Here is a 20,651-nt window from a genome sequence, read left to right as displayed (position 1 = left end):
GCGGGTGTGCGCACCCGCCCGTGCGTACGGCGTCACGGATCTACCGGTCGCCGAGACCCGCGTCGCCGACCTCGGTCTTCCCCTCGGCCTTCAGCACCTTGTTGAGCGGCCGCACGTCGTAGATGCCGTTCAGGTCGGGCTTCTTCAGCAGTCCTGCCTTGACCGCGTGGTCCGCCTCCGAGCGGAGCGTCGAGGCCAGCGGGTCGTCGGTGATCTTGATGGACTTCCACGCCGGGTCCAGGACGTCGGCGGGCAGTGCCTTGCCGGAGAGCTTCTTCAGCGCGTCGTTGGCCGCCGCCTTCGCCTGGGCGTCGTTGGCGTTGATCCACGCGTTCGTCTTCACCGTGCCGCGCAGGAACGCCTCGACGACGTCCGGGTGCTCCTTCAGGAACGTCTGCGACACGATGATGTTGGTGATCACGAACTGCTGGTCGGGCCAGAGCGTCGACTCGTCCAGGATCTCCTTGGCGCCCTCGGCGACCAGCTTGGAGGCGGTCGGCTCCGGCACCCACGCGCCGTCGATGTCGCCGGACTTGTAGGCGTCCGGGGTGATCTTGTTGTCCGTACGGACGACGGAGACATCGCCCTTGCCGGACTGCGCGTCGACCTTCCACCCCTGCTCGGAGATCCAGTTCAGGAACGCGACGTCCTGCGTGTTGCCGAGCTGCGGGGTGGCGATCTTCTTGCCCTTGACGTCGGCCAGGGACTTGATCTTCTCGGGGTTGACGACGAGCTTCACCCCGCCCGACGCGGAGCCGCCGATGATGCGCAGCCCCTTGCCCGCGGTCTGGGTGTAGCCGTTGATGGCGGGGGAGGGGCCGATGAAGCCGATGTCGATGGAGCGCGCGTTGAGCGCCTCGATCTCGGAGGGGCCCGCGTTGAACGTCGTGGCCGACACCTTCGTGCCGCCCAGCTCCTTCTGGAGGATGCCCTTCCCGATACCGACCAGCGCCGTGGCGTGCGTGAGGTTCGGGAAGTAGCCGACGCGCACGGTGTCGGCCGACAGCGCCTTGCCGGTGGGCGCGGGGCCCGACTCCTCGGAGGAGGAGTCGGCGGCGGAGCCGTAGCCGCACGCGGAGAGCACGACGGCGAGCAGGGGCAGTGCGGCGACGGCGGCCAGTCGGCGGCGCGGGACGGTGCGGGAGGCAGGCACGGGAGGGGTTCCTCTCGTTGGCCCGGTGCTCACGCCCCGGTCGGACAGGGGGGCGTGGCCGGGATGTCGGCAGATCTTCGGCGAGACGCGTGGGACGGGTGCGGCTGGTGGGGCATACGGGCGCGCGAGCGGTGCGCGTACGTCATCGCGCACATCGCGCCACCCCGCCCGTCCCCGCGCCGAGGGCGCCGCTGCCCACCCGGCCGCCCTCCTTCGCGAACGTCGCGTAGACGTCGTGTGCGACGCCCGCCATCAGAAGTCCCAGCCCTCGTCGTCGGCCGCCGGGGCGGCGGCCTCGGCGTCGCCGTCGGCGAACGCCTCGCCCGCCATACCGGCGCTCAGCGTCGTCCCGTCGGCGGGGTCGATCAGCAGAAACGATCCGGTACGCCGTGAGTCCGCGTACGCGTCCAGCGCCAGCGGCTCGGCCGTACGGACCACGACCCGGCCGATGTCGTTGGCGACGAGCTGCCCCGGCGCCGGGTGCTGGGAGAGGTCGTCCAGCGTCAGCCGGGACGGGATGTCCTTGACGATCGCCTTGACCGTACGGGTGGTGTGCTTCAGCAGCACCCGCTGGCCCACCCCGAGCGGCCGGTCGGCCACATGGCAGACGGTCGCCTCGATGTCCTGCGTGGTGGCGGGCGCGTCGCCGGTCGGCACGATCAGATCGCCGCGCGAGACGTCGATGTCGTCGTCGAGCAGCAGCGTGACCGACTGCGGGGTCCAGGCGATGTCCACCGCCCCGCCCAGCAGGTCGATCCCGGCGATCTTCGAGGTACGGCCGGACGGCAGGACGGTCACCTCCTCGCCCACCCGGAAGGTGCCCGCGGCGATCTGGCCCGCGTACCCCCGGTAGTCGGGGTGCTCGGCGCTCTGCGGCCGGATCACGTACTGGACGGGCAGCCGCGCGTGGCAGCCGGTCAGGTCGTGGCTGACCGGAACGGTCTCCAGGTGCTCCAGCACCGTCGGGCCGCCGTACCAGTCCATGTGCGCGGACGGCTCCACGACGTTGTCGCCGGCCAGCGCCGAGATCGGGATCGCGGTGATCTCCGGAACGCCGAGGGAGGCCGCGTACGCCGTGAACTCCTCGGCGATCCGGGCGAATACGGGTTCCGCGTACTCCACCAGGTCCATCTTGTTGACGGCGAGGACGACGTGCGGGACGCGTAGCAGCGCGGCGACGGCGGCGTGGCGGCGGGTCTGTTCGACCACGCCGTTGCGGGCGTCCACCAGGACCACGGCCAGTTCGGCGGTGGAGGCGCCGGTGACCATGTTGCGGGTGTACTGCACATGGCCCGGGGTGTCGGCGAGGATGAACCGTCGCCGGGGCGTGGCGAAGTAGCGGTAGGCGACGTCGATGGTGATGCCTTGTTCGCGCTCGGCGCGCAGTCCGTCGGTGAGCAGCGCCAGGTCGGGCGCCTCCTGGCCGCGGCTCAGGGAGGCCCGCTCGACGGCCTCCAGTTGGTCGGTGAGGACCGACTTGGAGTCGTGGAGCAGCCGGCCCACCAGGGTGGACTTGCCGTCGTCCACGGAGCCCGCGGTGGCGAAGCGCAGCAGCGTGGTCGCCGCGAGCGGCCCGCCGAGCGGATCCGAGGTGTGCGTGTGCGTGCTCGGCATGGCTAGAAGTACCCTTCGCGCTTGCGGTCTTCCATCGCGGCCTCGGACATCTTGTCGTCGGCGCGGGTGGCGCCGCGCTCGGTGAGCCGGGAGGCGGCGATCTCGGTGATCACCGCGTCGAGGGTGGTGGCGTCGGAGTCGACGGCGCCGGTGCAGGACATGTCGCCGACGGTGCGGTAGCGCACGAGGCGCGTCTCGACGGTCTCGGTCTCCTTGGGGCCGCCCCAGTCACCGGCGGTCAGCCACATCCCGCTGCGGCTGAACACCTCGCGCTCGTGGGCGAAGTAGATCTCCGGCAGTTCGATCCCCTCGCGGGCGATGTACTGCCAGACGTCCAGCTCGGTCCAGTTGGAGAGGGGGAAGACCCGGACGTGTTCGCCGGGGGCGTGCCGGCCGTTGTAGAGCTGCCACAGCTCGGGGCGCTGGCGGCGCGGGTCCCACTGGGAGAACTCGTCGCGCAGGGAGAACACCCGTTCCTTGGCGCGTGCCTTCTCCTCGTCGCGGCGTCCGCCGCCGAAGACCGCGTCGAACCGTTCGGTCTGGATCTTCTCCGTGAGGGGCACGGTCTGCAGCGGGTTGCGGGTGCCGTCGGGCCGCTCGCGTAGTTTTCCGGCGTCGATGTACTCCTGTACGGAGGCGATGTGCAGCCGCAGTCCGTGCTGTTCCACGGTGCGGTCGCGGTACTCCAGGACTTCGGGGAAGTTGTGTCCGGTGTCGACGTGCAGCAGGGAGAACGGTACCGCCGCCGGGGCGAAGGCCTTCAGTGCCAGGTGGAGCATGACGATGGAGTCCTTGCCGCCGGAGAAGAGGATCACCGGCCGCTCGAACTCGCCCGCGACCTCGCGGAAGATGTGGACGGCCTCGGACTCCAGGGAGTCCAGATGGCTCAGTGCGTACGGTGCGTTCGTGCCCTCGGTGACGGCTGCGACGGTGGTGGTCACGCGAGACCCCTCTCGGTGAGCAGCGCGTGGAGCGCGGCGGCGGACTCCTCGACGGACTGGGTGTGCGACTCGATCCGCAGGTCCGGTGCCCCGGGGGCCTCGTAGGGGTCGTCGACCCCGGTCAGCCCGGTCAGCTCGCCGGCCGCCTGCTTGGCGTACAGGCCCTTCACATCGCGTACGGAGCACACCTCGACCGGGGTGGCCACATGCACCTCCAGATACCCGGTGCCCTCGGCCCGGTGGCGTTCGCGGACGGCCTCCCGGCTGTCCGCGTACGGCGCGATCACCGGGACCAGCGCCTTGACGCCGTTGGCCGCGAGCAGTTCGGCGACGAAGCCGACGCGCTGCACGTTGGTGTGCCGGTCCGCGCGGCTGAAACCGAGGCCCGCGGAGAGGAACTCCCGGATCTCGTCGCCGTCCAGCACCTCCACCCGGTGTCCCTCGCCGCGCAGCCGCTCGGCCAGCGCGACCGCGATGGTGGTCTTGCCGGCGCTCGGCAGCCCGGTGAGCCAGACCGTGGCGCCCCGTTCCGTCGCGCTCAACCGTTTCTCCACTTCCTGTTCCTGGTGGACCGTCATCAGTGCAGCCCGCATTCGGTCTTGGACCGGCCCGCCCAGCGGCCGGCCCGCGCGTCCTCGCCCGCCAGCACCCGGCGGGTGCACGGCGCGCAGCCGACCGAGGCGTAACCGTCCTCCAGCAGCGGGTTGGTGAGTACCCCGTGCTCCCGGACGTACGCGTCCACGTCGTCCTGCGTCCAGCGCGCGATCGGCGAGACCTTCACCTTGCGGCGCTTCTCGTCCCAGCCGACCACCGGAGTGTTCGCGCGGGTCGGGGACTCGTCGCGACGCAGCCCGGTGGCCCACGCGTCGTACCCGGTCAGGCCCTCCTGGAGCGGCCCGACCTTGCGCAGCGCGCAGCACCGGTCCGGGTCGCGGTCGTGCAGCTTCGGGCCGTACTCGGCGTCCTGCTCCGCGACGCTCTGCCGCGGGGTGAGCGTGATGACGTTCACGTCCATCACCGCGTCCACGGCGTCCCGGGTCCCGATGGTCTCGGGGAAGTGGTAGCCGGTGTCCAGGAAGACCACGTCGACGCCCGGCCGTACCCGGGCGGCGAGGTGGGCGACCACCGCGTCCTCCATCGAGGAGGTCACACAGAACCGGGCGCCGAAGGTGTCCGTGGCCCAGGTCAGGATCTCCAGGGCCGACGCGTCCTCCAGGGCGCGCCCCGCCTCTTCCGCGAGGGCCCGGGGATCGTCGGTCTCCGTCAGTGCCGTCATGTCTCTTCCCCTCCGTCACTTCGCCGGAGCCCCCGGGCGAGCAGCCCGAGGAACTTCAACTGGAAGGCCCGATTGCACGCTCCGCATTCCCAGGCGCCGTGACCCTGCTCGCCGGGGCGCAGGTCCTCGTCGCCGCAGTAGGGGCAGTAGAAGGGGGCCGCGCGTTCGCTCATGACAGGGCCTCCTCGCTGGCCCGGGCCGCCCAGGTGGCGAAGCGCTCGCCGTCCTCGCGCTCCTTCTCGAAGCGTCCGAGGACCCGCTCGACGTAGTCGGGCAGCTCCTGCGAGGTGACCTTCAGCCCCCGGACCTTGCGGCCGAACCCGGCCTCCAGGCCCAGCGCGCCGCCCAGGTGCACCTGGAAGCCCTCGACCTGGTTGCCGTCCTGGTCCAGCATGAGCTGGCCCTTGAGACCGATGTCCGCGGTCTGGATACGGGCGCAGGCGTTGGGGCAGCCGTTGATGTTGATGGTGATCGGCTCGTCGAAGTGCGGGATACGGCGCTCCAGCTCGTCGATGAGGGTGGCGCCGCGCTCCTTGGTCTCGACGATCGCCAGCTTGCAGAACTCGATGCCGGTGCAGGCCATCGTGCCGCGCCGGAACGGCGAGGGCTTGACGCGCAGGTCCAGCGCTTCCAGACCGGCGACCAGGGAGTCGACCCGGTCCTCGGCCACATCGAGGACGATCATCTTCTGCTCGGCGGTGGTACGGAGCCGGCCCGAGCCGTGGGCCTCGGCCAGCGCGGCGATCTCCGCCAGCTTCACACCGTCCACCCGGCCGACGCGGGGCGCGAAGCCCACGTAGAAGCGGCCGTCGCGCTGACGGTGCACACCGACGTGGTCGCGCCACCGCTGGAGCGGCTGCTCAGGGGCGGGCCCGTCGATCAGCTTCCGCTCCAGGTACTCGTCCTCCAGGATCCGGCGGAACTTCTCCGCGCCCCAGTCGGCGAGCAGGAACTTCAGCCGGGCGCGGGTGCGCAGCCGGCGGTAGCCGTAGTCGCGGAAGATCGAGATGACCCCGGTGTAGACGTCCGGCACCTCGTCGAGGGGCACCCAGGCGCCGAGGCGCTGGCCGATCTTGGGGTTGGTGGAGAGTCCGCCGCCCACCCAGAGGTCGAAGCCGGGGCCGTGCTCGGGGTGGTTCACCCCGACGAACGCGATGTCGTTGATCTCGTGGGCCACGTCCAGCGACGGCGATCCGGAGATCGCCGACTTGAACTTGCGCGGCAGGTTCGAGAAGTCCGGGTTGCCGATGACGCGGCGCTGGATCTCGTCGATCGCGGGGGTGCCGTCGATGATCTCGTCCTCGGCGATCCCGGCGACCGGCGAGCCGAGGATCACCCGGGGGGTGTCCCCGCACGCCTCGGTGGTGGAGAGCCCGACCTCTTCGAGGCGCCGCCAGATCTCCGGGACGTCCTCGATCCGGATCCAGTGGTACTGGACGTTCTGCCGGTCCGTGATGTCGGCCGTACCGCGCGCGAACTCCTGCGAGATCTCGCCGATGACCCGGAGCTGCTCCGTGGTGAGCCGCCCGCCGTCGATCCGTACCCGCAGCATGAAGTACTCGTCGTCCAGCTCCTCCGGCTCCAGGATCGCGGTCTTGCCGCCGTCGATCCCGGGCTTGCGCTGGGTGTACAGCCCCCACCAGCGCATCCGGCCGCGCAGATCGTTGGGGTCGATCGAGTCGAAACCGGCCTTGGAGTAGATCGTCTCGATGCGTGTCCGCACATTGAGACCGTCGTCGTCCTTCTTGAACTGCTCATTGCCGTTGAGCGGAGTGAAGTGACCCCTGGCCCACTGGCCCTCGCCGCGGTGACGGCTCACCTTGCGGCGTGGCGTGGCGGGGGACGGCTGTTCCGGCGTGACGGCCATGGCGGTTACGTCCATTCGAGACATGCGGGAGGGCTGCTCCGAGCCGCACGGGCGCGCGGACGCGGCGGTGCGCGGAAGCAGGGACAGGGAAAAGGGGTGAACGCGGCGGTGCTGGGACTCTCAGCCCGCCGGACAGATGGCGCTGGACATGCGGCAGAGATCGACGTGCCGTCGACTCACCAAGGCGATTCCAGAGCTGGACATGACGGAAGCGTGTCACGCGGATCTCTGGCCAGTCCACCGTTATCCATCATGTGGACCATAACGTACCGCTATGTGAGACGGTGTGTTGTCCGTCACGGAGTGTCGGTGTTTAACCCCTGATCCGGGGCCGTTCCGTACGCCCGGTCCGGGTCAGGCCGCCGGGTGCGCGCCGGGCCACGGGCCGGGGGACGCCACCTCGGGCTCCTCCGCCGTCTCCGTCCCGAAGAGCCGGAAGCCCCGCCGCAGATAGTTGTCCATGGCGTGCTCGCCGTCCTTCGAGCAGGTGTGCAGCCACACCCGCTTCACCGGATCGGCCCCCGGCCACCGCTCGGCCAGGTCCCAGGCGCGCGCCACCCCGTACGACAGGAGGTGGCCGCCGATCCGGCGGCCACGGAAGGCGGGGACCAGCCCGAAGTACGCGATCTCGACCGCCGCGCCCTCCTGCGCCTCCATCTCGATGTACCCGGCCGGGGTGCCGTTCTCGTACGCCACCCAGGTCTCCACACCGGGCCGCGCGAGATACGCCGACCACCGCGCGTAGGTCCACGGCAGCCGGTCCGTCCAGCGGACGTCGCCGCCGACGGCCGTGTACAGGAACCGGCTGAACTCGGGCGAGGGCGCCTCGGCCCGTACGATCCGCACCCCGTCGCCCGGAGGAGCCGCGGCGGGCCGCAGATCGGCGGGCGAGGTCTGCTCCAGGGACCAGGTGGTCACGGTGATGGTCATACGGGCCAGGAGACCACGGCGCGGCGGACGGGGCGGCGGCGGCCCCCGTCCCCGGTGCGGGCAACCCGGCGCCGGGCCCTTGTCCCCGGGTGCGTCCACTCCGGTGGCGGGCCCTCGTCCCGGGTGCGGACACCCCGGCGGCGGGCCCTCAGGGCAGAGGCAGCCCCCGGGCGCTCACCACCGCGGGCGCCGTCGAGTGCGGCAACAGCTCCGCGGGGTGCTCCGGGGCGACCAGCTCCACCTCGACCTCCTCGCCGAAGCGGTACGGCCGGTGCGCCAGCACCCCCGGGAGACGGCGCCGTAACCGCGACATCTCGGCCCGGACCGTCACCGTGCGGCCGGCGTCCCCGAAGACGTCGGCGGCCAGCTCGGCGGCGCTGCGGCCCGCCCGGTGCGCCGCCAGGACGTACAGCAGCTCGGCGTGGCGCGGGGTCAGCTCCTGCGTCCAGCTCCCCGCCTGGCCCGACACGGTGACCGACCGGCGCCGGGGCCCGCTCAGATCCAGCACCACCCGGCCGGGCGGCCCGTCCGCGCGCTGTCCCCCGTCCACCCGGATCAGCCAGCCGCCGGGCAGCGGCTCGGCCGTGCACATGCCCAGCGACGGCTGCCAGAGCGGGCCCGCCCCGAGCGACTTGGGCAGCGGCAGCCGGTCCACCGGCGCCATGCCCGTGACCGCGGCCGTCCAGCCGTGGACGTCGACCACCAGGGCGCGCCCGTCCAGCCGGCACAGGATCGGCGCCGCCACCGAGCGCAGCCGCTCGACGCTCCGCGCGTGGCGCTCGCGCAGCTCGCTCTCGGCGAGCCGGGCGACCGAGGTGACCAGCGCCAGCGTCGTCGGATGGAACCCCGCCGCGGGGCCGCTCACATCGATCACCCCGAGCAGCCGCCCGTCCCTCGGGTCGCGGACCGGGGCCGCCGCGCAGGTCAGGGAGTGCAGGGCGTGCGCGAAGTGCTCGGCCGAGTGGACCTGGACCGGCCCGCCGAGCGCCAGCGCCGTACCGATGGCGTTGGTCCCGGTGCCCCGCTCCGACCAGTTCGCGCCCTCCTCCAGGCAGACGGCACCGGCCCGGCGCAGCGCCCCGAGGCCGCCCTCGCGCCAGAGCACCCGGCCCTCGGCGTCGCCGACCACCATGACCTGGGCCGAGGCGTTCACGATGCCGCCGAGCGCCTTGTCGAGCGACCGGGTCACCTCGCCCAGTGCCGAGGTGCGCCGCCGGTGCTCCAGCTCGTCCCGGCCGAGCAGGGCGCCGCCGCCCGCCGGACGGTCGGGGTCGAGGCCCATGCCCAGCGCCCGCGACCAGGAAGCGCCGATCACCGGCCGGGGCGCCACCGGGGGCCGCTCACCGGCCAGGGACGCGTCCCGGACCCGCCGCAGCAGCCGTCCGGCGCGGTCGCCGCCCATCGCCATGAGGCGGTTCAGATCGATCGGCGGATCCTTCGGCGGCAGATCCCGCACGGAGGTGTCCTCCGGCGGCAGGTCCTGCACAGGGGTGTCGTTCATCGGGGTCTCCAGGGCACCAGGGGCGCCATGTCGGGTCTCAAGGTGCCGTATCGATTCTTCTGCAACGGCCTGCAACCCTGGCGCATCGCTGACACGTGCGTGAAAGTGACTACCGGTCAGAGGTGGCGCCGTGTCGGCGCGGCACCACCTCTGGCGTGAACGGCCGGTCAGACGACGGGCCGCGCCCGCTCCACGACCGACGCCAGGTCGAGCGTGTGCGGCAGGGTGCCGAAGGCCGCGCCCCAGTCCCCGCCGAGCCGTGACGCGCAGAACGCGTCCGCCACCTCCGGCGGCGCCCACCGCACCAGCAGCGAACCCTGGAGCACCAGCGCCATCCGCTCCACCAGCCGCCGCGCCCTGGCCTCGATCCCGTCGAGATCGGCCAGTTCGGTCAGCAGGTCCTTGATCGCACGGTCCAGCCGGTGGTCGGCGCCCCGGGCCCGCCCCACCTCCTGGAGGAACGCGTTCAGCGCTGCGGGCTCCCGCTGGAGCGCCCGCAGCACGTCCAGCGCCTGCACATTGCCCGCGCCCTCCCAGATCGAGTTGAGCGGCGACTCGCGCAGCAGCCGCGGCATCCCCGACTCCTCCACGTACCCGTTGCCGCCCAGGCATTCCAGGGCCTCGGCGGCCAGCGGCGCCGCCCGCTTGGTCACCCAGTACTTGGCCGCCGGCACCGCGAGCCGCAGAAAGGCCCGCTCCTCCTCCGTGTCCGCGTCGTACGCCGCGGCGAGCCGCAGCGCGAGCGTCGTGGCCGCCTCCGACTCCAGCGCGAGATCGGCCAGGACGTTGCGCATCAGCGGCTTGTCGACCAGCTCACCGCCGAAGGCCGCGCGGTACGTGGCGTGGTGCACCGCCTGCGCCACGGACTGCCGCATCAGCGACGCCGACCCCACCACGCAGTCCAGCCGGGTCGCCGCGACCATCCCGATGATCGTCCGGACCCCGCGCCCCTCCTCGCCGGCCCGGCGCGCCCAGGTCCCGTCGAACTCGACCTCGCCCGAGGCGTTGGACCGGTTGCCCAGCTTGTCCTTGAGGCGCTGGAGGCGGAAGACGTTGCGCGTGCCGTCCGCCAGCACCCGCGGCACGAGGAAACAGGTCAGCCCGCCCGGTGCCTGCGCGAGGACCAGGAACCCGTCGGACATCGGCGCGGAACAGAACCACTTGTGCCCGGTCAGGACGTACTCCCCGGACGCGTCCAGCGGGACCGCCGCCGTCGTGTTCGCCCGTACGTCGCTGCCGCCCTGCTTCTCCGTCATGCCCATGCCGAACAGGACGCCGCTCTTCCCCGCGGCGGGCCGCAGCCCCGGCTCGTACACGTGCGCCGTCAGCCGCGGCTCCCACTCGGCCGCGAGCACCGGATCCGCCCGCAGCGCGGGCACCGCCGCGTGCGTCATCGACACCGGGCACAGATGCCCCGCCTCCGCCTGGCTCCACACCAGGAATCCGGCCGCGCGCCGCAGATGGCCGTCCGCCCTGCCCCAGGCGTCCGTCAGTCCCGAGGAGACCGCCCGCCCGAGCAGGTGATGCCAGTCGGGGTGGAAGTCGACCTCGTCGATCCGGTTCCCGTACCGGTCATGGGTGCGCAGGACCGGGGAGTGGTCGTTGGCCCGCGCCCCCCACTCCTGGACCTCGGCGGACCCGGCGGCGCCGCCGCGCGCCGAGAGCTCCGCGCGGGTCGTGTCGAGGAGACCGGGCGCGCTGTGCCGCTCCACGGCCTCGCCGAGGACCCGGTCCGCGCGGAAGACGTCGTACCCCACCAGGGGCGGAACCTGGTTGGTCACTGTGTGGGTGCTCGCTGCCATGCCGATACGGTAAGGAGGTGCAGGCAGCAAAAGAAACACCTGAGCGGCCGACTGGCCGACTCCACCGGGCCCGGGTCCTCTACCGCAACGTATCCAAGCGGAAGATGGCCTGGCTGCTGCTGAAAGACACGGTCAACTCGTGCATCGAGTACCGGATCCTGGGCCTCGCGGCCGAGGCGGCGTTCTTCACCCTGCTCTCCCTGCCGCCGCTGCTCCTCGGGCTGATCGGCCTGCTCGGCTACGTGGACGACTGGACCAACTCGACCACGGTCGCCTCCATGGAACGGAACATCCTCAGCGCCTCGGGCACGGTCCTCTCGGCACGCGGCGTGGACGAGATCGCCAAGCCCCTGCTGGCCGACCTCACCCGGGGCGGCCGGCCCGACGTCATCTCCCTCGGCTTCGCGATCGCGCTCTGGTCGGGATCGAGGGCGGTGAACGTCTTTGTCGACACCATCACCGTGATGTACGGCCTCGACGGGCGGCGCGGCATCGTCGCCACCCGGCTGCTCGCCTTCCTGCTCTACGTGGTGGCGATCGTGATCGGCGCGGTGGTGCTGCCCCTCGCGGTGGTCGGCCCCGACCGGGTGGTCGAACTGATCCCCTGGGGCACGGAGGTCGTCAGCGTCCTCTACTGGCCCGTGGTGATCGTCCTCTCCATCGCCTTCCTCACCACGCTCTACCACGTCTCCGTACCGGTCAGATCCCGCTGGATAGAGGACATGCCGGGCGCGCTGGTCGCCCTCGGCATGTGGGTCCTGGGCAGCTTCCTGCTCCGGATCTACCTGACGAACGCGGTCGAGGGTCCCACGATCTACGGCTCACTGGCCGCGCCCATCGCCGTACTGCTCTGGATAGGAGTCTCCGCGTTCGCGGTGCTGGTGGGGGCGGCGGTCAACGCGGCGATCGACCGGGTCTGGCCGTCGGTCTCCACGGCCGCGGCCCGCGCGGCCAACGAACGGCTGCGCGCGGCGCAGGCCGCGGAGCTGATGGCCCGCGCCTCGGCGCCGGCGGAGGGCCCGCAGGACGACGACGTGACCGATCCGGACATGCCGTCGGAGTTCCCGGAGCGCTGGTCCAAGTTCCTGCCGCCGGACGACGTCAAGTCACGGGTGACGGCGCGGCTGCACGGGGGGCGGCACCGGCACCCGAAGCAGCCGGGCGGGAGTGGCGGCGAGGGCGGGAGCGGGAAGGGCAACGACACGCCCTAGGAGGGCTCTTCCGGCGGCGGCGTGGTCGGTGGGCTCTCGTCGCTGCCGCCGCCGAAGAGCCGGCGCAGCCAGGAAAAGCCCGTACGCGGCTGCTCCTGCGGAGGGCTGATGCGCAGAAGCCAGAGGGGAGGCCCGTCGGCCCCCACAGCCTTCTTCATGTCCACGTGTACGAATCCGTTGGGCACGCCGATCCGCCGGACCAGGTCCTCGGTCATCGCCGCGACGACGGTGATCTTCGCGGGCCTCGAGACGCCCGCCTTTCCTGGCCCAGTCGTGCGGCGCTTCGGTGCTTCGGCCGCTCCGGCCGAATCGATCAACACGATCATGAACGGGGGCTCGGAGAAGCCGGGCGCGGACATCCTCGCGTTGAGGGTCTCGCTGAACGGACCGGCCAGCCGGTCCAGCACCTCGGACAGGGTGGACGCGGGATCGGGTGTCACCGAGAGCGAGATCAGAGGAGTGAGCGGCCGGGTCCTGTGGTCGACGACGGTGCCGGGCGAGCCGAGGACCTCCCGGCAGACCTGCCTGACCAGGGAGAGGAAGAGACCCCGGGCGGAACGGTCGTCCGGGGGGACGTTGTACACGACGATGGCGAGGCGGACGGCGTCACCGGAGGCGGGCGGGGAAGGCGGCACCGCCTCGGGGGCCGGGGGCCGGGGAGTTTCGAGTGCGGAGCGCCACTCCCGCAGTGACGCCCGCTGGGACGCGGCCCATTCCCCCTCGACACCGCGGAGCGGTTCGCCGTACCAGAGTGCCAGTGCCGAGCGGCGCAGCTCCGCGCTGCGCGCCGGATCGCCCTCCTTCCCGGTCTGCTGTGCCTCGGCCGCCAACTGGCCGACCCGGTACAGGTCCACCTGGTCCTGCCCGATGTCGAGACGGTAGTAGCCGTCCTCCTCCACGACGGGATGCCCGCCCGCGAGCAGTTCACCGATGGCGTCGGCGACCAGGACGTCCGTCCGCGTCGAGGGCTCGTCGTGCAGGGCGAGCACCAGCCCGTCGAGGGAGACCCAGGCGCCCTGGGCCAGCAGGAGCCTGCTGAGGACGACCCGTCCTGCGGGCGTTCCGGGCGTACGGTCCCGCCCGCCGTCGACCGCCCGCAGTGGCCCCAGCACTCCGTACTGCCACCGGGGCCCTGGAACGGCCCCCGAGTCCGGGAGGCCCTCCGCCGTCAGCGCCTCCGCGCCGCGCCGCCGCTCCTCCGGGGTCTTGGCCAGCAGATCCAGGATCGCGTTCTCCAGCACGGCGGGCAGTCCGGGCCGCAGCTCACCGGGCGACCGGGGCCGCTCCTCCCGGTGGGCCGTGAGCGTCCGCCAGATGTCCGGGTACGCGAACGGCGGCTGCCCGGTGGCGAGTTCGTAGAGGACACAGCCGAGCGAGTAGAGATCACTGAGCTGGTCGACCTCCCCGCCCGCGATCTGCTCGGGCGACATGTACTGCGGGATCCCCGTGGCCGTGGACCTGCGGGCCACCTGGGAGATGCGGGTGGAGTCGAGGCCGCCGGTCTTCACGACGCCGTCCGCCCCCAGGATGATGCTCGCCGGTGAGAGATTCCGGTGCCAGACGCCCTGGTCATGGGCGTACGCGAGGGCGGCGAGTACCTGCCGGGCGAGGTCGGTGATCTCGGCCGCGGAGAGCGGCGGATGCCCGGGGTCCGCCGGCCGCGCGTCGAGACTGGGGCCGGTCACCAGCTCCATCACCACGTAGCAGGAGCCGTCGTCGGCCGTGCCGAAATCATGGATGGTGATGATGCCCGGGTGCCGCAGCCCGGCGACCACCCGCATCTCACGGTGGAACCGCGCCTGGGCCCGGGTGGCCACCGCGCCGATCTCGGGACCGGCACCGCGCACCCACTTCACCGCGACCTGACGCCGCTCCGTCAGGTCGTACGCCCGCCACACCAGGCTCCGCTCGCCGCGCCCGATGACCTCAAGCAACTCGTACCGCCCGGCCAGCACCTCGTGTTCGGGCGCCGTCGGCACCGGCTCCGGATCCGGCGGCTCAGGCCCCCGCAGCAGCCGTACGCTGTCCCGGCTCACCAGGGCGAACGGCTCGCCGTCCGCCGCGCCGCCCAGCAGCGCGCGGAACTCGCCGCGTGCCGAGCCCGCGCGGGACTCGATCTCCGCGCCCACCCGGTCGAGCAGGCCCACCGTACGGGCCAGGCTCGTCCGGGGGAGCGAGCGGAGCAGGACCTCGCGGACGCCCGGGCGGAAGTCGTACGAGCCGGGCGGGCCCGGTACGGAGCGGAGCATGCCGCTCAGGACCACCTCCGCGAGGTGCTGCGGCCGGGGGTGTTCCTCGACGGCCGCCTGGACCAGCCGCATCACCGGCAGGTGCGCCGGGCCCACCGCCAGATGCCCGGCCAGCCGGACCGCCTGCGGCGAGGCGGCCGCACGGAAGCGCAGCACCAGTTCGGCGGCCGGGACATCCTCGGGGACCAGCCCCTCCGTGGCCCCGCTCTGCCACGTTTCCGGGAGGGCACGGGCCCGCCCCGCCGGGAGCAGCGCGGCGGCGCCGGGGAACGACGCGCCGCCCGGCGAGGCCACCAGCCCCGCCCAGTGTGTGAGCCACCCCGCCGTCGGCTCCAGTACCGGTACGGGGATGCCGCGCGCCGGACCGTCGTACGGCATGAAGCGCAGCGCGGTGTTGGGCGCGCCGGGGCCCGGCGCCGAGAACAGGCCCGGCACCGGGGCGAGCGCGGTCTGCTGCCACATCCGTTCCGGCAGCGGCTGGAGCACCGCCACCGGCAGCCGCCGCGCCCAGCCCCGCAGGGTGTCGTACCAGCGCCGCCCCGCCGGTCCCTCCCGCCACTGGGGTCCCATCGCGTCGCTGATGACCAGGGTCAGCGTGCGCCCGGCCGTCCACTGCCGTGGCGGTACGGCGCCGTCCGCCCCGAGCCGGACCGGCTCCACCGTGCGGAACGCGCCCGTCTGTCCGAAGGCCGTGAACAGATCGCGGGCCAGCGGCTGCCACATGGCCATCGTCGGCCCCTCGTCCACCACCAGCCTCAGGTGAAGCCAGCGTTCCCGCGCGGGACGCAGTTCGGGCAGCCACTGCTCCCGGCGGGTGCCGAGCGAGGCGATGCGGTACGCCGTGCCCGCCTCGTCCAGTTCCCGTCGGCTCGTCGACGGCACCGTCCTGCGCAACGGGCGCAGCGCCCGCTGGAGCGCCAGCGGGCGGGAGATCATCGGGGGCGCGGGCGCCAGCACCCCGGGCGGCTTCGCCGACTCCCGTTCCTCCGGGGGTGCGGCGCCGGAGGGCGCGGGGGCGGTGCGCAGCACCACGGGCTCGGGGGGACGGGGCGCGGGTGCACCAGGCGTGTCCCGGGCACCGGGCCGGCTGATCCGTGGCAGTTCGACGGACGGGACATCGACCGCCATGCCGGCCTCCGGCCACACGACCTCGGCCGGGCCGGCAGACGGTCCGGGCGGGGTACCCGACGCGCCCGGAGGTCCCGGCGCGGGGCGCATCCGCGCGGCCAGCCACAGCAGCTCCGCCAGCTCGCGGCCGGTCGGCGGCTCGCCGCTCGCCGCTGTCAGTACCTCGCGCAGGGCGCCCAGTTCGGGGAACGTCTCGTCGTCAGGGGTCATGGTCGCAAGCCGTCGTCAGAAGTCGTCGTCGGGTTCCGGCGCCCGGCTCAGATAGCGCAGGAGGTGGTCCGCCAGTTGTTCGCGCGAGGCCCCGGCCAGCCCCGAGGTCCGCGTCAGATAGATCGCGTTGAGCAGCTGGTCCGTCGCCAGCTCGCCGCCGCTGCCGCGCTCCAGGAACGTACGGATCAACTCCCTGCCCGGTGCGTCCAGCTCCCCGAGGTGGGCCCGGACGATCTCCTCCAGATGGGCCGCGACCGGCTGCCTCAGCTCCAGCGTCACACACCGCCGCAGAAACGCGGGCGGGAACTCGCGCTCCCCGTTGCTCGTCAGCACCACGAACGGGAAGGCCCGGCAGCGCACCCGGCCGCGCTCCACCGCCACCAGCCGGTCGGCGTCGGCGGTCAGCACCCGCGCGCCGGGCCGGGTCCTGGCGGCGCGGACCAGCTCGGGGATCTCGTACTGCCCCTCCTCCATGACGTTCAGCAGATCGTTGGGCAGGTCCAGATCGCTCTTGTCGATCTCGTCGATCAGTAGCACGCGGGGCCGCTCGTACGGCAGCAGCGCCGTGCCGAGCGGGCCCAGCCGGAGGTGGTCCTCGATGTGCCCGCCGCTCTCCCCGCCCGGCCCCTGCGGGCCCTGGCCCGCCGCGTAGAGCCGGGAGAGCGGGTCGTACTGGTAGAGCCCGTCGCCCAGCGTGCTCCGGCTGGTGATGTTCCAGCGCAGTACGGGGCCGAGCCGCAACTCCCGTGCCACCGCGTACGGCAGGCTCGACTTGCCGCTGCCCGGCGGTCCCGTCACCAGCAGCGGACGGCGCAAGTAGAGCGCCGCGTTGACCAGTTGGACGCTCTCGTCGGTCGCCCGGTACGCCCGTGCCCGGTGTTCGCGGTCCGGCGAGGAGACCTCGTCGTCCGGGGGCGGCTCGACCGCCGGGCCGCCGTCGAAGTCCCGCCACGGCGGCGGCGCGGGCAACCGCCGTACGCCGTCGTGCGGTTCGTCGGCTCCGGTGTAGACCGGCCACAGGGACATTCGGGGCTCCAGCTCTGGAGGGGGAGGGGGAGGGATGATCGGTCAGCCGACGGGGGTCCCGCTCAGCCGGGGGACGGCGGGGAACCAGCGGGGATCCTCCCAGACGAAGGACAGCTCCGCCGCCCAGTGCGGTTCCGGGCCGTCGTGCGCGAAGGCGGTCCTGCGCAACGCGAGTATCTGCTCGGGCAGTTCACCCGGCGGCAGCGCCGCCAACCGCTCGGCCAGCGCGTCCAGGAACTCCTCCCCGCGGCACGCGCCGTCACACTCCGCCCCGCCGGGGCATCCGGTGCGCGGCCAGAGCACGATCGGCGCGGGGGCGTCCAGCACCGCGCCGTGCAGCGCCCGGTCGCGCGGGGCCTTCGGCGGTCTGGTCAGCGCCACCGGGCCGGTCACGTCCTGGAGCTGTACGGTCAGCCGCTCGGGTCTGACCGGTCCCGTGCAGGAGATCCGGTGGACGGCCGAGCCGGGCTGCCGGTCGAGTACGTCCCAGATCTTCTTCAGCCGGAACTGGAGCCTGCCGCTGGCGCGCCGGTCGTGGTCCATCACCACCACCGGTGCCACACACCCCAGCGGTGTGCTCATCGCCTTGCGCCCCGCCCATCGGTCGACCGGTTTGTTCAGCCAGCCGCGCGGCAGGGCGAAGGCGATCAGCTCCCGGCCCGCCGGGTCGATCTCCGCGAACGCGTCGTCGATCCGGTCGAGCACCCAGGCGCGGACCTCGCGCTCCGCCAGCCGTTCCTCGCCGACCAGCCGGCGGCGGCCGTCGCGGTACGCCGAGACCTCCACCAGCAGCGCGTTGCGTCCCGCGCCGCTGCGTCTGATCTCGACCAGGATCGGTGACCAGCGGCGCACGGGCGGCACCGGCACCGCGGGCGACGGCGCGGGCACCGGCACCGCGGGCGGCTGTATCGCGGACAGCGGCGCGGGCGCGGGCGGTGCCAGCGGGCCCGGCGGGGCGGAGGACCACGGCCGCGGCGCGTCGTGCCGGGCCCGGTGGGCACGGGCCCACTCCCGCAGCTCCCGCCCCAGCGCCTCGTCCCCGACCAGCCCGCCGAGCCGTACCGCCAGTTCGGCCAGGGGCAGCGCGCCGGCGGTGGGCGTCGACTCCGACAGCAGGTACCAGACCGCCTCCCACAGCGAGCGCGGCTCGCCGGGCGGCAGGTCGACGCGGAGCGGTCCCGCCGCCTCGCGCAGCAGCCGGTCCAGCGGGCCCGGTACGGCGGGGGAGCGGGCGATCAGCCTGCGCAGCCCGCGCTTCTCCTCCGCCGGATAGCCGGGTGTGGGGACGAGATCGCCCAGCGGCGCCCAGTGCCGCGCCAGCACCGTCGCCGGGATCATCCGGCTGTTACGGGTCACCGGGTCGTGCGAGACGACCATGCCGGCCACCGTCCCGCTGCCCTCCAGCATCACGGCGGCGCCGCTGAAACCCCGGTCGGTCTGCTGCCCGTACCCCCGCGCGAATTCGAGCTGTGCCCACTCCGCGCCGATCAACTGGCGCGAGGTGAGGAGAAGTTGGCTCTGGACGCCCTCCTCGCCGTATCCGTGGGGGAAGCCGTACGCCACCAGCGTCGGCGACGGTGCGGCGTGCGGCGCGTCGACCGCCGCGAAGACCGCGGGCGCGATGGCCACCGGGCGTTCCAGCTCCAGCACGGCCAGATCCCCCGGATCACGGTCGCCGCCGGCCCACGCGCCCCGGGCCACGACGCGGGCGGCGAGCGGGGCGAGCCCCGGGGCGCCGGGGAAGACCGCCTCGGCCCGGTCGTGGTGGCCCAGCACATGGGCGCAGGTCAGCACCGTACGGTCGGAGACGAGGAAACCTGAGCCCTCGACCAGCCCCGCGACGTCGATCCGCGCGTGCCAGGCGGGCGAACGCGTCACCGGCCCGCCGCTCCCGGGTCCCCCGCCGGGGCCGGATCCCCGGCCGCAGCCGCGCCCGGGTCCCCCGCCGGGGCCGGATCCCCGGCCGCAGCCGCGCCCGGGTCTCCCGCCGGGGCGGTGGCCGCGCCCGGGTTCCAGGACAGCTTCACCGTCAGATGGCCCTCGGTGGCCGTCCTGGCGATCACCGCGCCCGCCTCGGCCATCATCTTCACGCCGAACTCCAGCTCCACCCCGTCCGGCCGGAGCGTGCCGTCCCGGAACACGGTGAGCGCCGACTCGGCCGCCGCGCGGATGCCCTGGAGCGCCGCGTCGAAGCTGCGGCCCGCCTGCGTCAGGGAGTTGGCGCGCGACACCGGCCGTGCACCGGGGGCGTCCTGCGCCACCTCCACCGTGACGGTCGCCCCGCTGTCCGTGGTGAATTCCATCAGTGCTGTCATCGGTCGCCCCCGCGATAGACGCCGCGGCATCCCCGTCCGGACACCCCGCAGAGCGACCATTCTGGATCAACGGCCGTCGGCGGGGCGAGGCTTTAGCCTGAATCGTATGTATGAGGAACGGACGTCGCGGCTCGACGGAGCGATCGTCTGGACCCGGTCGCCGACGACGGATACGGATACGGATACGGCGAAGAGTGCCCGGGACCCCGGGGCCGTTCCGTATCCCGTACTCCCCGACGGCTGCATGGATCTGCTGTGGATCGGCGGCAGACTGCTGGTCGCGGGTCCCGACACCCACGCGTACACCCCCGAGGGCATGTCCGGGCTGTACTGCGCCGGTGTACGGTTCGCGCCCGGGACCGCGCCCGCGCTGCTCGGGGTGCCCGCGTACGAACTGCGCGACCGGCGGGTCGAGCTCGCCGACCTCTGGTCACCGGCGAAGGCGCGCGCCGTCACCGAGCTCACCGTGCGCGTCGCCGCCGCGACCGATCCGGCCACCGCGCTGGAGACACTGGCGCTCCGGTGCGCCGCCGGGGCCGATCCGCCCGACCCGCTGCTGCGGGCCGTCGTCACCGGGCTGAACGCGGGGCGCACCGTCGCCGCGGTCGCCGACGCCGTCGGCCTCGGCTCCCGCCAGTTGCACCGCCGCTCCCTGGACGCCTTCGGCTACGGCCCCAAGACCCTCGCCCGGGTGCTGCGGCTCCAGCGCGCGCTGGAGCTGGTACGGCGCGGTGTGCCCTACGCCGCCGCCGCGCTCGCCGCGGGCTGTGCCGACCAGGCGCATCTCGCCAGGGAGACACGCGCGCTCGCCGGACTCACCCTCCGCGCCTACGAGCGCGCCTACGCGGCGTCCGCGAACAGCGAGACCCCGCAGCCGTCCGGGTCCAGGACGACGGCGTAACGCTGACCCCAGACCGCGTCCCACGGCTTGAGATGGCCGCGGTACCCGGCCTCGGTCAGCGCGGTGTACAGGGAGTCCACCGCCGCCGGACCGTCGCAGCGGAAGGCGAGCCCGATCCGCTCGCCGGCCCCGGGCCTGGTCCACCCCGGGTCGAAGGAGCGCATGGTCTCCTCCGTGTCCCAGAGGACCCGCAGCCCGTTCGGCAGCGTCGCCTCGGCGTGCGGCGCCGTCTCTGCCCCGGCGGGCGGTTCGAGGCCGAGCAGGCGGTAGAAGGCGAGCGAGGCGGCCATGTCGGAGACGACCAGGCCGATCGCGTCGAGTCGTGGAGCGGGGGTTCTCGTCATGCGCCCACCGTAGGGGCGCCGCTCCCGGCCGGTCTTGAACGAATCGGACGCGGTCTCCCCGCGGGGGGACGAACCGGGCGCGGTCTCCCCGCGGACGACGGAAGGCGGGCCGCGCGTCGCAGCGCGGCCCCCCCGGGGGGCGCGGGGCGGGGTCGGGGGGGGGCCGCTGATCGCGTTCGACCA

17 protein-coding genes and 1 pseudogene are annotated in these 20,651 nt (G+C 73.3%); 2 read left to right on the top strand and 16 right to left on the bottom strand.

What is annotated here, in order from left to right:
• Window positions 1–40: 40 nt before the first annotated feature.
• From ACFXPK_RS02630 to ACFXPK_RS02580, 11 genes and pseudogenes are all read right to left on the bottom strand, one after another.
• Window positions 41–1,153, bottom strand: a complete 1,113-nt coding sequence (locus ACFXPK_RS02630) for an ABC transporter substrate-binding protein (protein ID WP_385070785.1) — start codon at window positions 1,151–1,153, stop codon at window positions 41–43.
• 252 nt (window positions 1,154–1,405) lie between these two features.
• Window positions 1,406–2,767: a sulfate adenylyltransferase subunit 1 gene (locus ACFXPK_RS02625; protein ID WP_385070782.1), complete on the bottom strand. Its 1,362-nt coding sequence runs from the start codon at window positions 2,765–2,767 to the stop codon at window positions 1,406–1,408.
• Window positions 2,768–2,769: 2 nt separating this feature from the next.
• Window positions 2,770–3,708, bottom strand: coding sequence for a sulfate adenylyltransferase subunit CysD (gene cysD / locus ACFXPK_RS02620; protein WP_385070779.1), 939 nt, complete (start codon window positions 3,706–3,708; stop codon window positions 2,770–2,772).
• Window positions 3,705–4,250: an adenylyl-sulfate kinase gene (cysC, locus tag ACFXPK_RS02615; RefSeq protein ID WP_385002498.1), complete on the bottom strand. Its 546-nt coding sequence runs from the start codon at window positions 4,248–4,250 to the stop codon at window positions 3,705–3,707. The genes cysD and cysC overlap by 4 nt, the downstream gene beginning before the upstream one ends.
• 35 nt (window positions 4,251–4,285) lie before the next feature.
• Window positions 4,286–4,984: a phosphoadenylyl-sulfate reductase gene (locus ACFXPK_RS02610; RefSeq protein WP_385002490.1), complete on the bottom strand. Its 699-nt coding sequence runs from the start codon at window positions 4,982–4,984 to the stop codon at window positions 4,286–4,288.
• Window positions 4,981–5,157, bottom strand: coding sequence for a hypothetical protein (locus ACFXPK_RS02605; RefSeq protein ID WP_385002487.1), 177 nt, complete (start codon window positions 5,155–5,157; stop codon window positions 4,981–4,983). The genes ACFXPK_RS02610 and ACFXPK_RS02605 overlap by 4 nt, the downstream gene beginning before the upstream one ends.
• On the bottom strand, window positions 5,154–6,851 hold the full coding sequence (locus ACFXPK_RS02600; RefSeq protein ID WP_385070773.1) for a nitrite/sulfite reductase: 1,698 nt from the start codon (window positions 6,849–6,851) through the stop codon (window positions 5,154–5,156). Before ACFXPK_RS02600 ends, ACFXPK_RS02605 begins: the two co-directional genes overlap by 4 nt.
• 120 nt (window positions 6,852–6,971) lie before the next feature.
• Window positions 6,972–7,043 (bottom strand): annotated as a pseudogene (locus ACFXPK_RS02595) (putative leader peptide); the annotation flags it as partial.
• A 162-nt stretch (window positions 7,044–7,205) separates the two neighbouring features.
• Window positions 7,206–7,781, bottom strand: coding sequence for a GNAT family N-acetyltransferase (locus ACFXPK_RS02590; protein ID WP_385002481.1), 576 nt, complete (start codon window positions 7,779–7,781; stop codon window positions 7,206–7,208).
• 148 nt (window positions 7,782–7,929) lie between these two features.
• Window positions 7,930–9,189: a GAF domain-containing protein gene (locus ACFXPK_RS02585; RefSeq protein WP_385002496.1), complete on the bottom strand. Its 1,260-nt coding sequence runs from the start codon at window positions 9,187–9,189 to the stop codon at window positions 7,930–7,932.
• Window positions 9,190–9,449: 260 nt separating this feature from the next.
• On the bottom strand, window positions 9,450–11,084 hold the full coding sequence (locus ACFXPK_RS02580) for an acyl-CoA dehydrogenase family protein (RefSeq protein ID WP_385070770.1): 1,635 nt from the start codon (window positions 11,082–11,084) through the stop codon (window positions 9,450–9,452).
• A 17-nt stretch (window positions 11,085–11,101) separates the two neighbouring features.
• Between ACFXPK_RS02580 and ACFXPK_RS02575 the strand changes: the two genes are divergently transcribed.
• Complete coding sequence (locus ACFXPK_RS02575; RefSeq protein WP_385070767.1) at window positions 11,102–12,295, top strand: YihY/virulence factor BrkB family protein; 1,194 nt, start codon at window positions 11,102–11,104, stop codon at window positions 12,293–12,295.
• Here ACFXPK_RS02575 and ACFXPK_RS02570 read toward each other — a convergent pair.
• Genes ACFXPK_RS02570 through ACFXPK_RS02555 form a run of 4 tightly spaced genes read right to left on the bottom strand, consistent with a single transcriptional unit; the run spans window position 12,292 to window position 19,223 of the window.
• Window positions 12,292–15,882 (bottom strand): SAV_2336 N-terminal domain-related protein, encoded by a 3,591-nt coding sequence (locus ACFXPK_RS02570; RefSeq protein WP_385070764.1) that lies wholly within the window; start codon window positions 15,880–15,882, stop codon window positions 12,292–12,294. The two genes, ACFXPK_RS02575 and ACFXPK_RS02570, sit on opposite strands and share 4 nt — an antisense overlap.
• Before the next feature lie 15 nt (window positions 15,883–15,897).
• A complete protein-coding gene (locus ACFXPK_RS02565) occupies window positions 15,898–16,908 on the bottom strand; it encodes an AAA family ATPase (protein ID WP_385002470.1) in 1,011 nt (336 codons plus the stop codon).
• Window positions 16,909–16,950: 42 nt separating this feature from the next.
• Complete coding sequence (locus ACFXPK_RS02560) at window positions 16,951–18,786, bottom strand: trypsin-like peptidase domain-containing protein (protein WP_385070761.1); 1,836 nt, start codon at window positions 18,784–18,786, stop codon at window positions 16,951–16,953.
• The gene (locus ACFXPK_RS02555; protein ID WP_385070758.1) at window positions 18,783–19,223 is read right to left on the bottom strand and encodes a CU044_2847 family protein; all 441 of its coding nucleotides are present in this window, start codon (window positions 19,221–19,223) and stop codon (window positions 18,783–18,785) included. Before ACFXPK_RS02555 ends, ACFXPK_RS02560 begins: the two co-directional genes overlap by 4 nt.
• 106 nt (window positions 19,224–19,329) lie before the next feature.
• Here ACFXPK_RS02555 and ACFXPK_RS02550 point away from each other — a divergent pair, with 106 nt between their 5' ends.
• Window positions 19,330–20,124 (top strand): helix-turn-helix domain-containing protein, encoded by a 795-nt coding sequence (locus tag ACFXPK_RS02550; RefSeq protein WP_385070755.1) that lies wholly within the window; start codon window positions 19,330–19,332, stop codon window positions 20,122–20,124.
• Here ACFXPK_RS02550 and ACFXPK_RS02545 read toward each other — a convergent pair.
• The gene (locus ACFXPK_RS02545; RefSeq protein ID WP_385002459.1) at window positions 20,064–20,468 is read right to left on the bottom strand and encodes a VOC family protein; all 405 of its coding nucleotides are present in this window, start codon (window positions 20,466–20,468) and stop codon (window positions 20,064–20,066) included. The genes ACFXPK_RS02550 and ACFXPK_RS02545 overlap by 61 nt on opposite strands.
• Window positions 20,469–20,651 lie beyond the last annotated feature (183 nt).

It is taken from the genome of Streptomyces sp. NPDC059142, assembly GCF_042755665.1.
In the GTDB taxonomy this organism is placed as follows: Bacteria; Actinomycetota; Actinomycetes; order Streptomycetales; family Streptomycetaceae; genus Streptomyces.
Note: the sequence above shows the minus strand (reverse complement) of the source record. Positions and strands in the feature narration are given on the sequence as shown.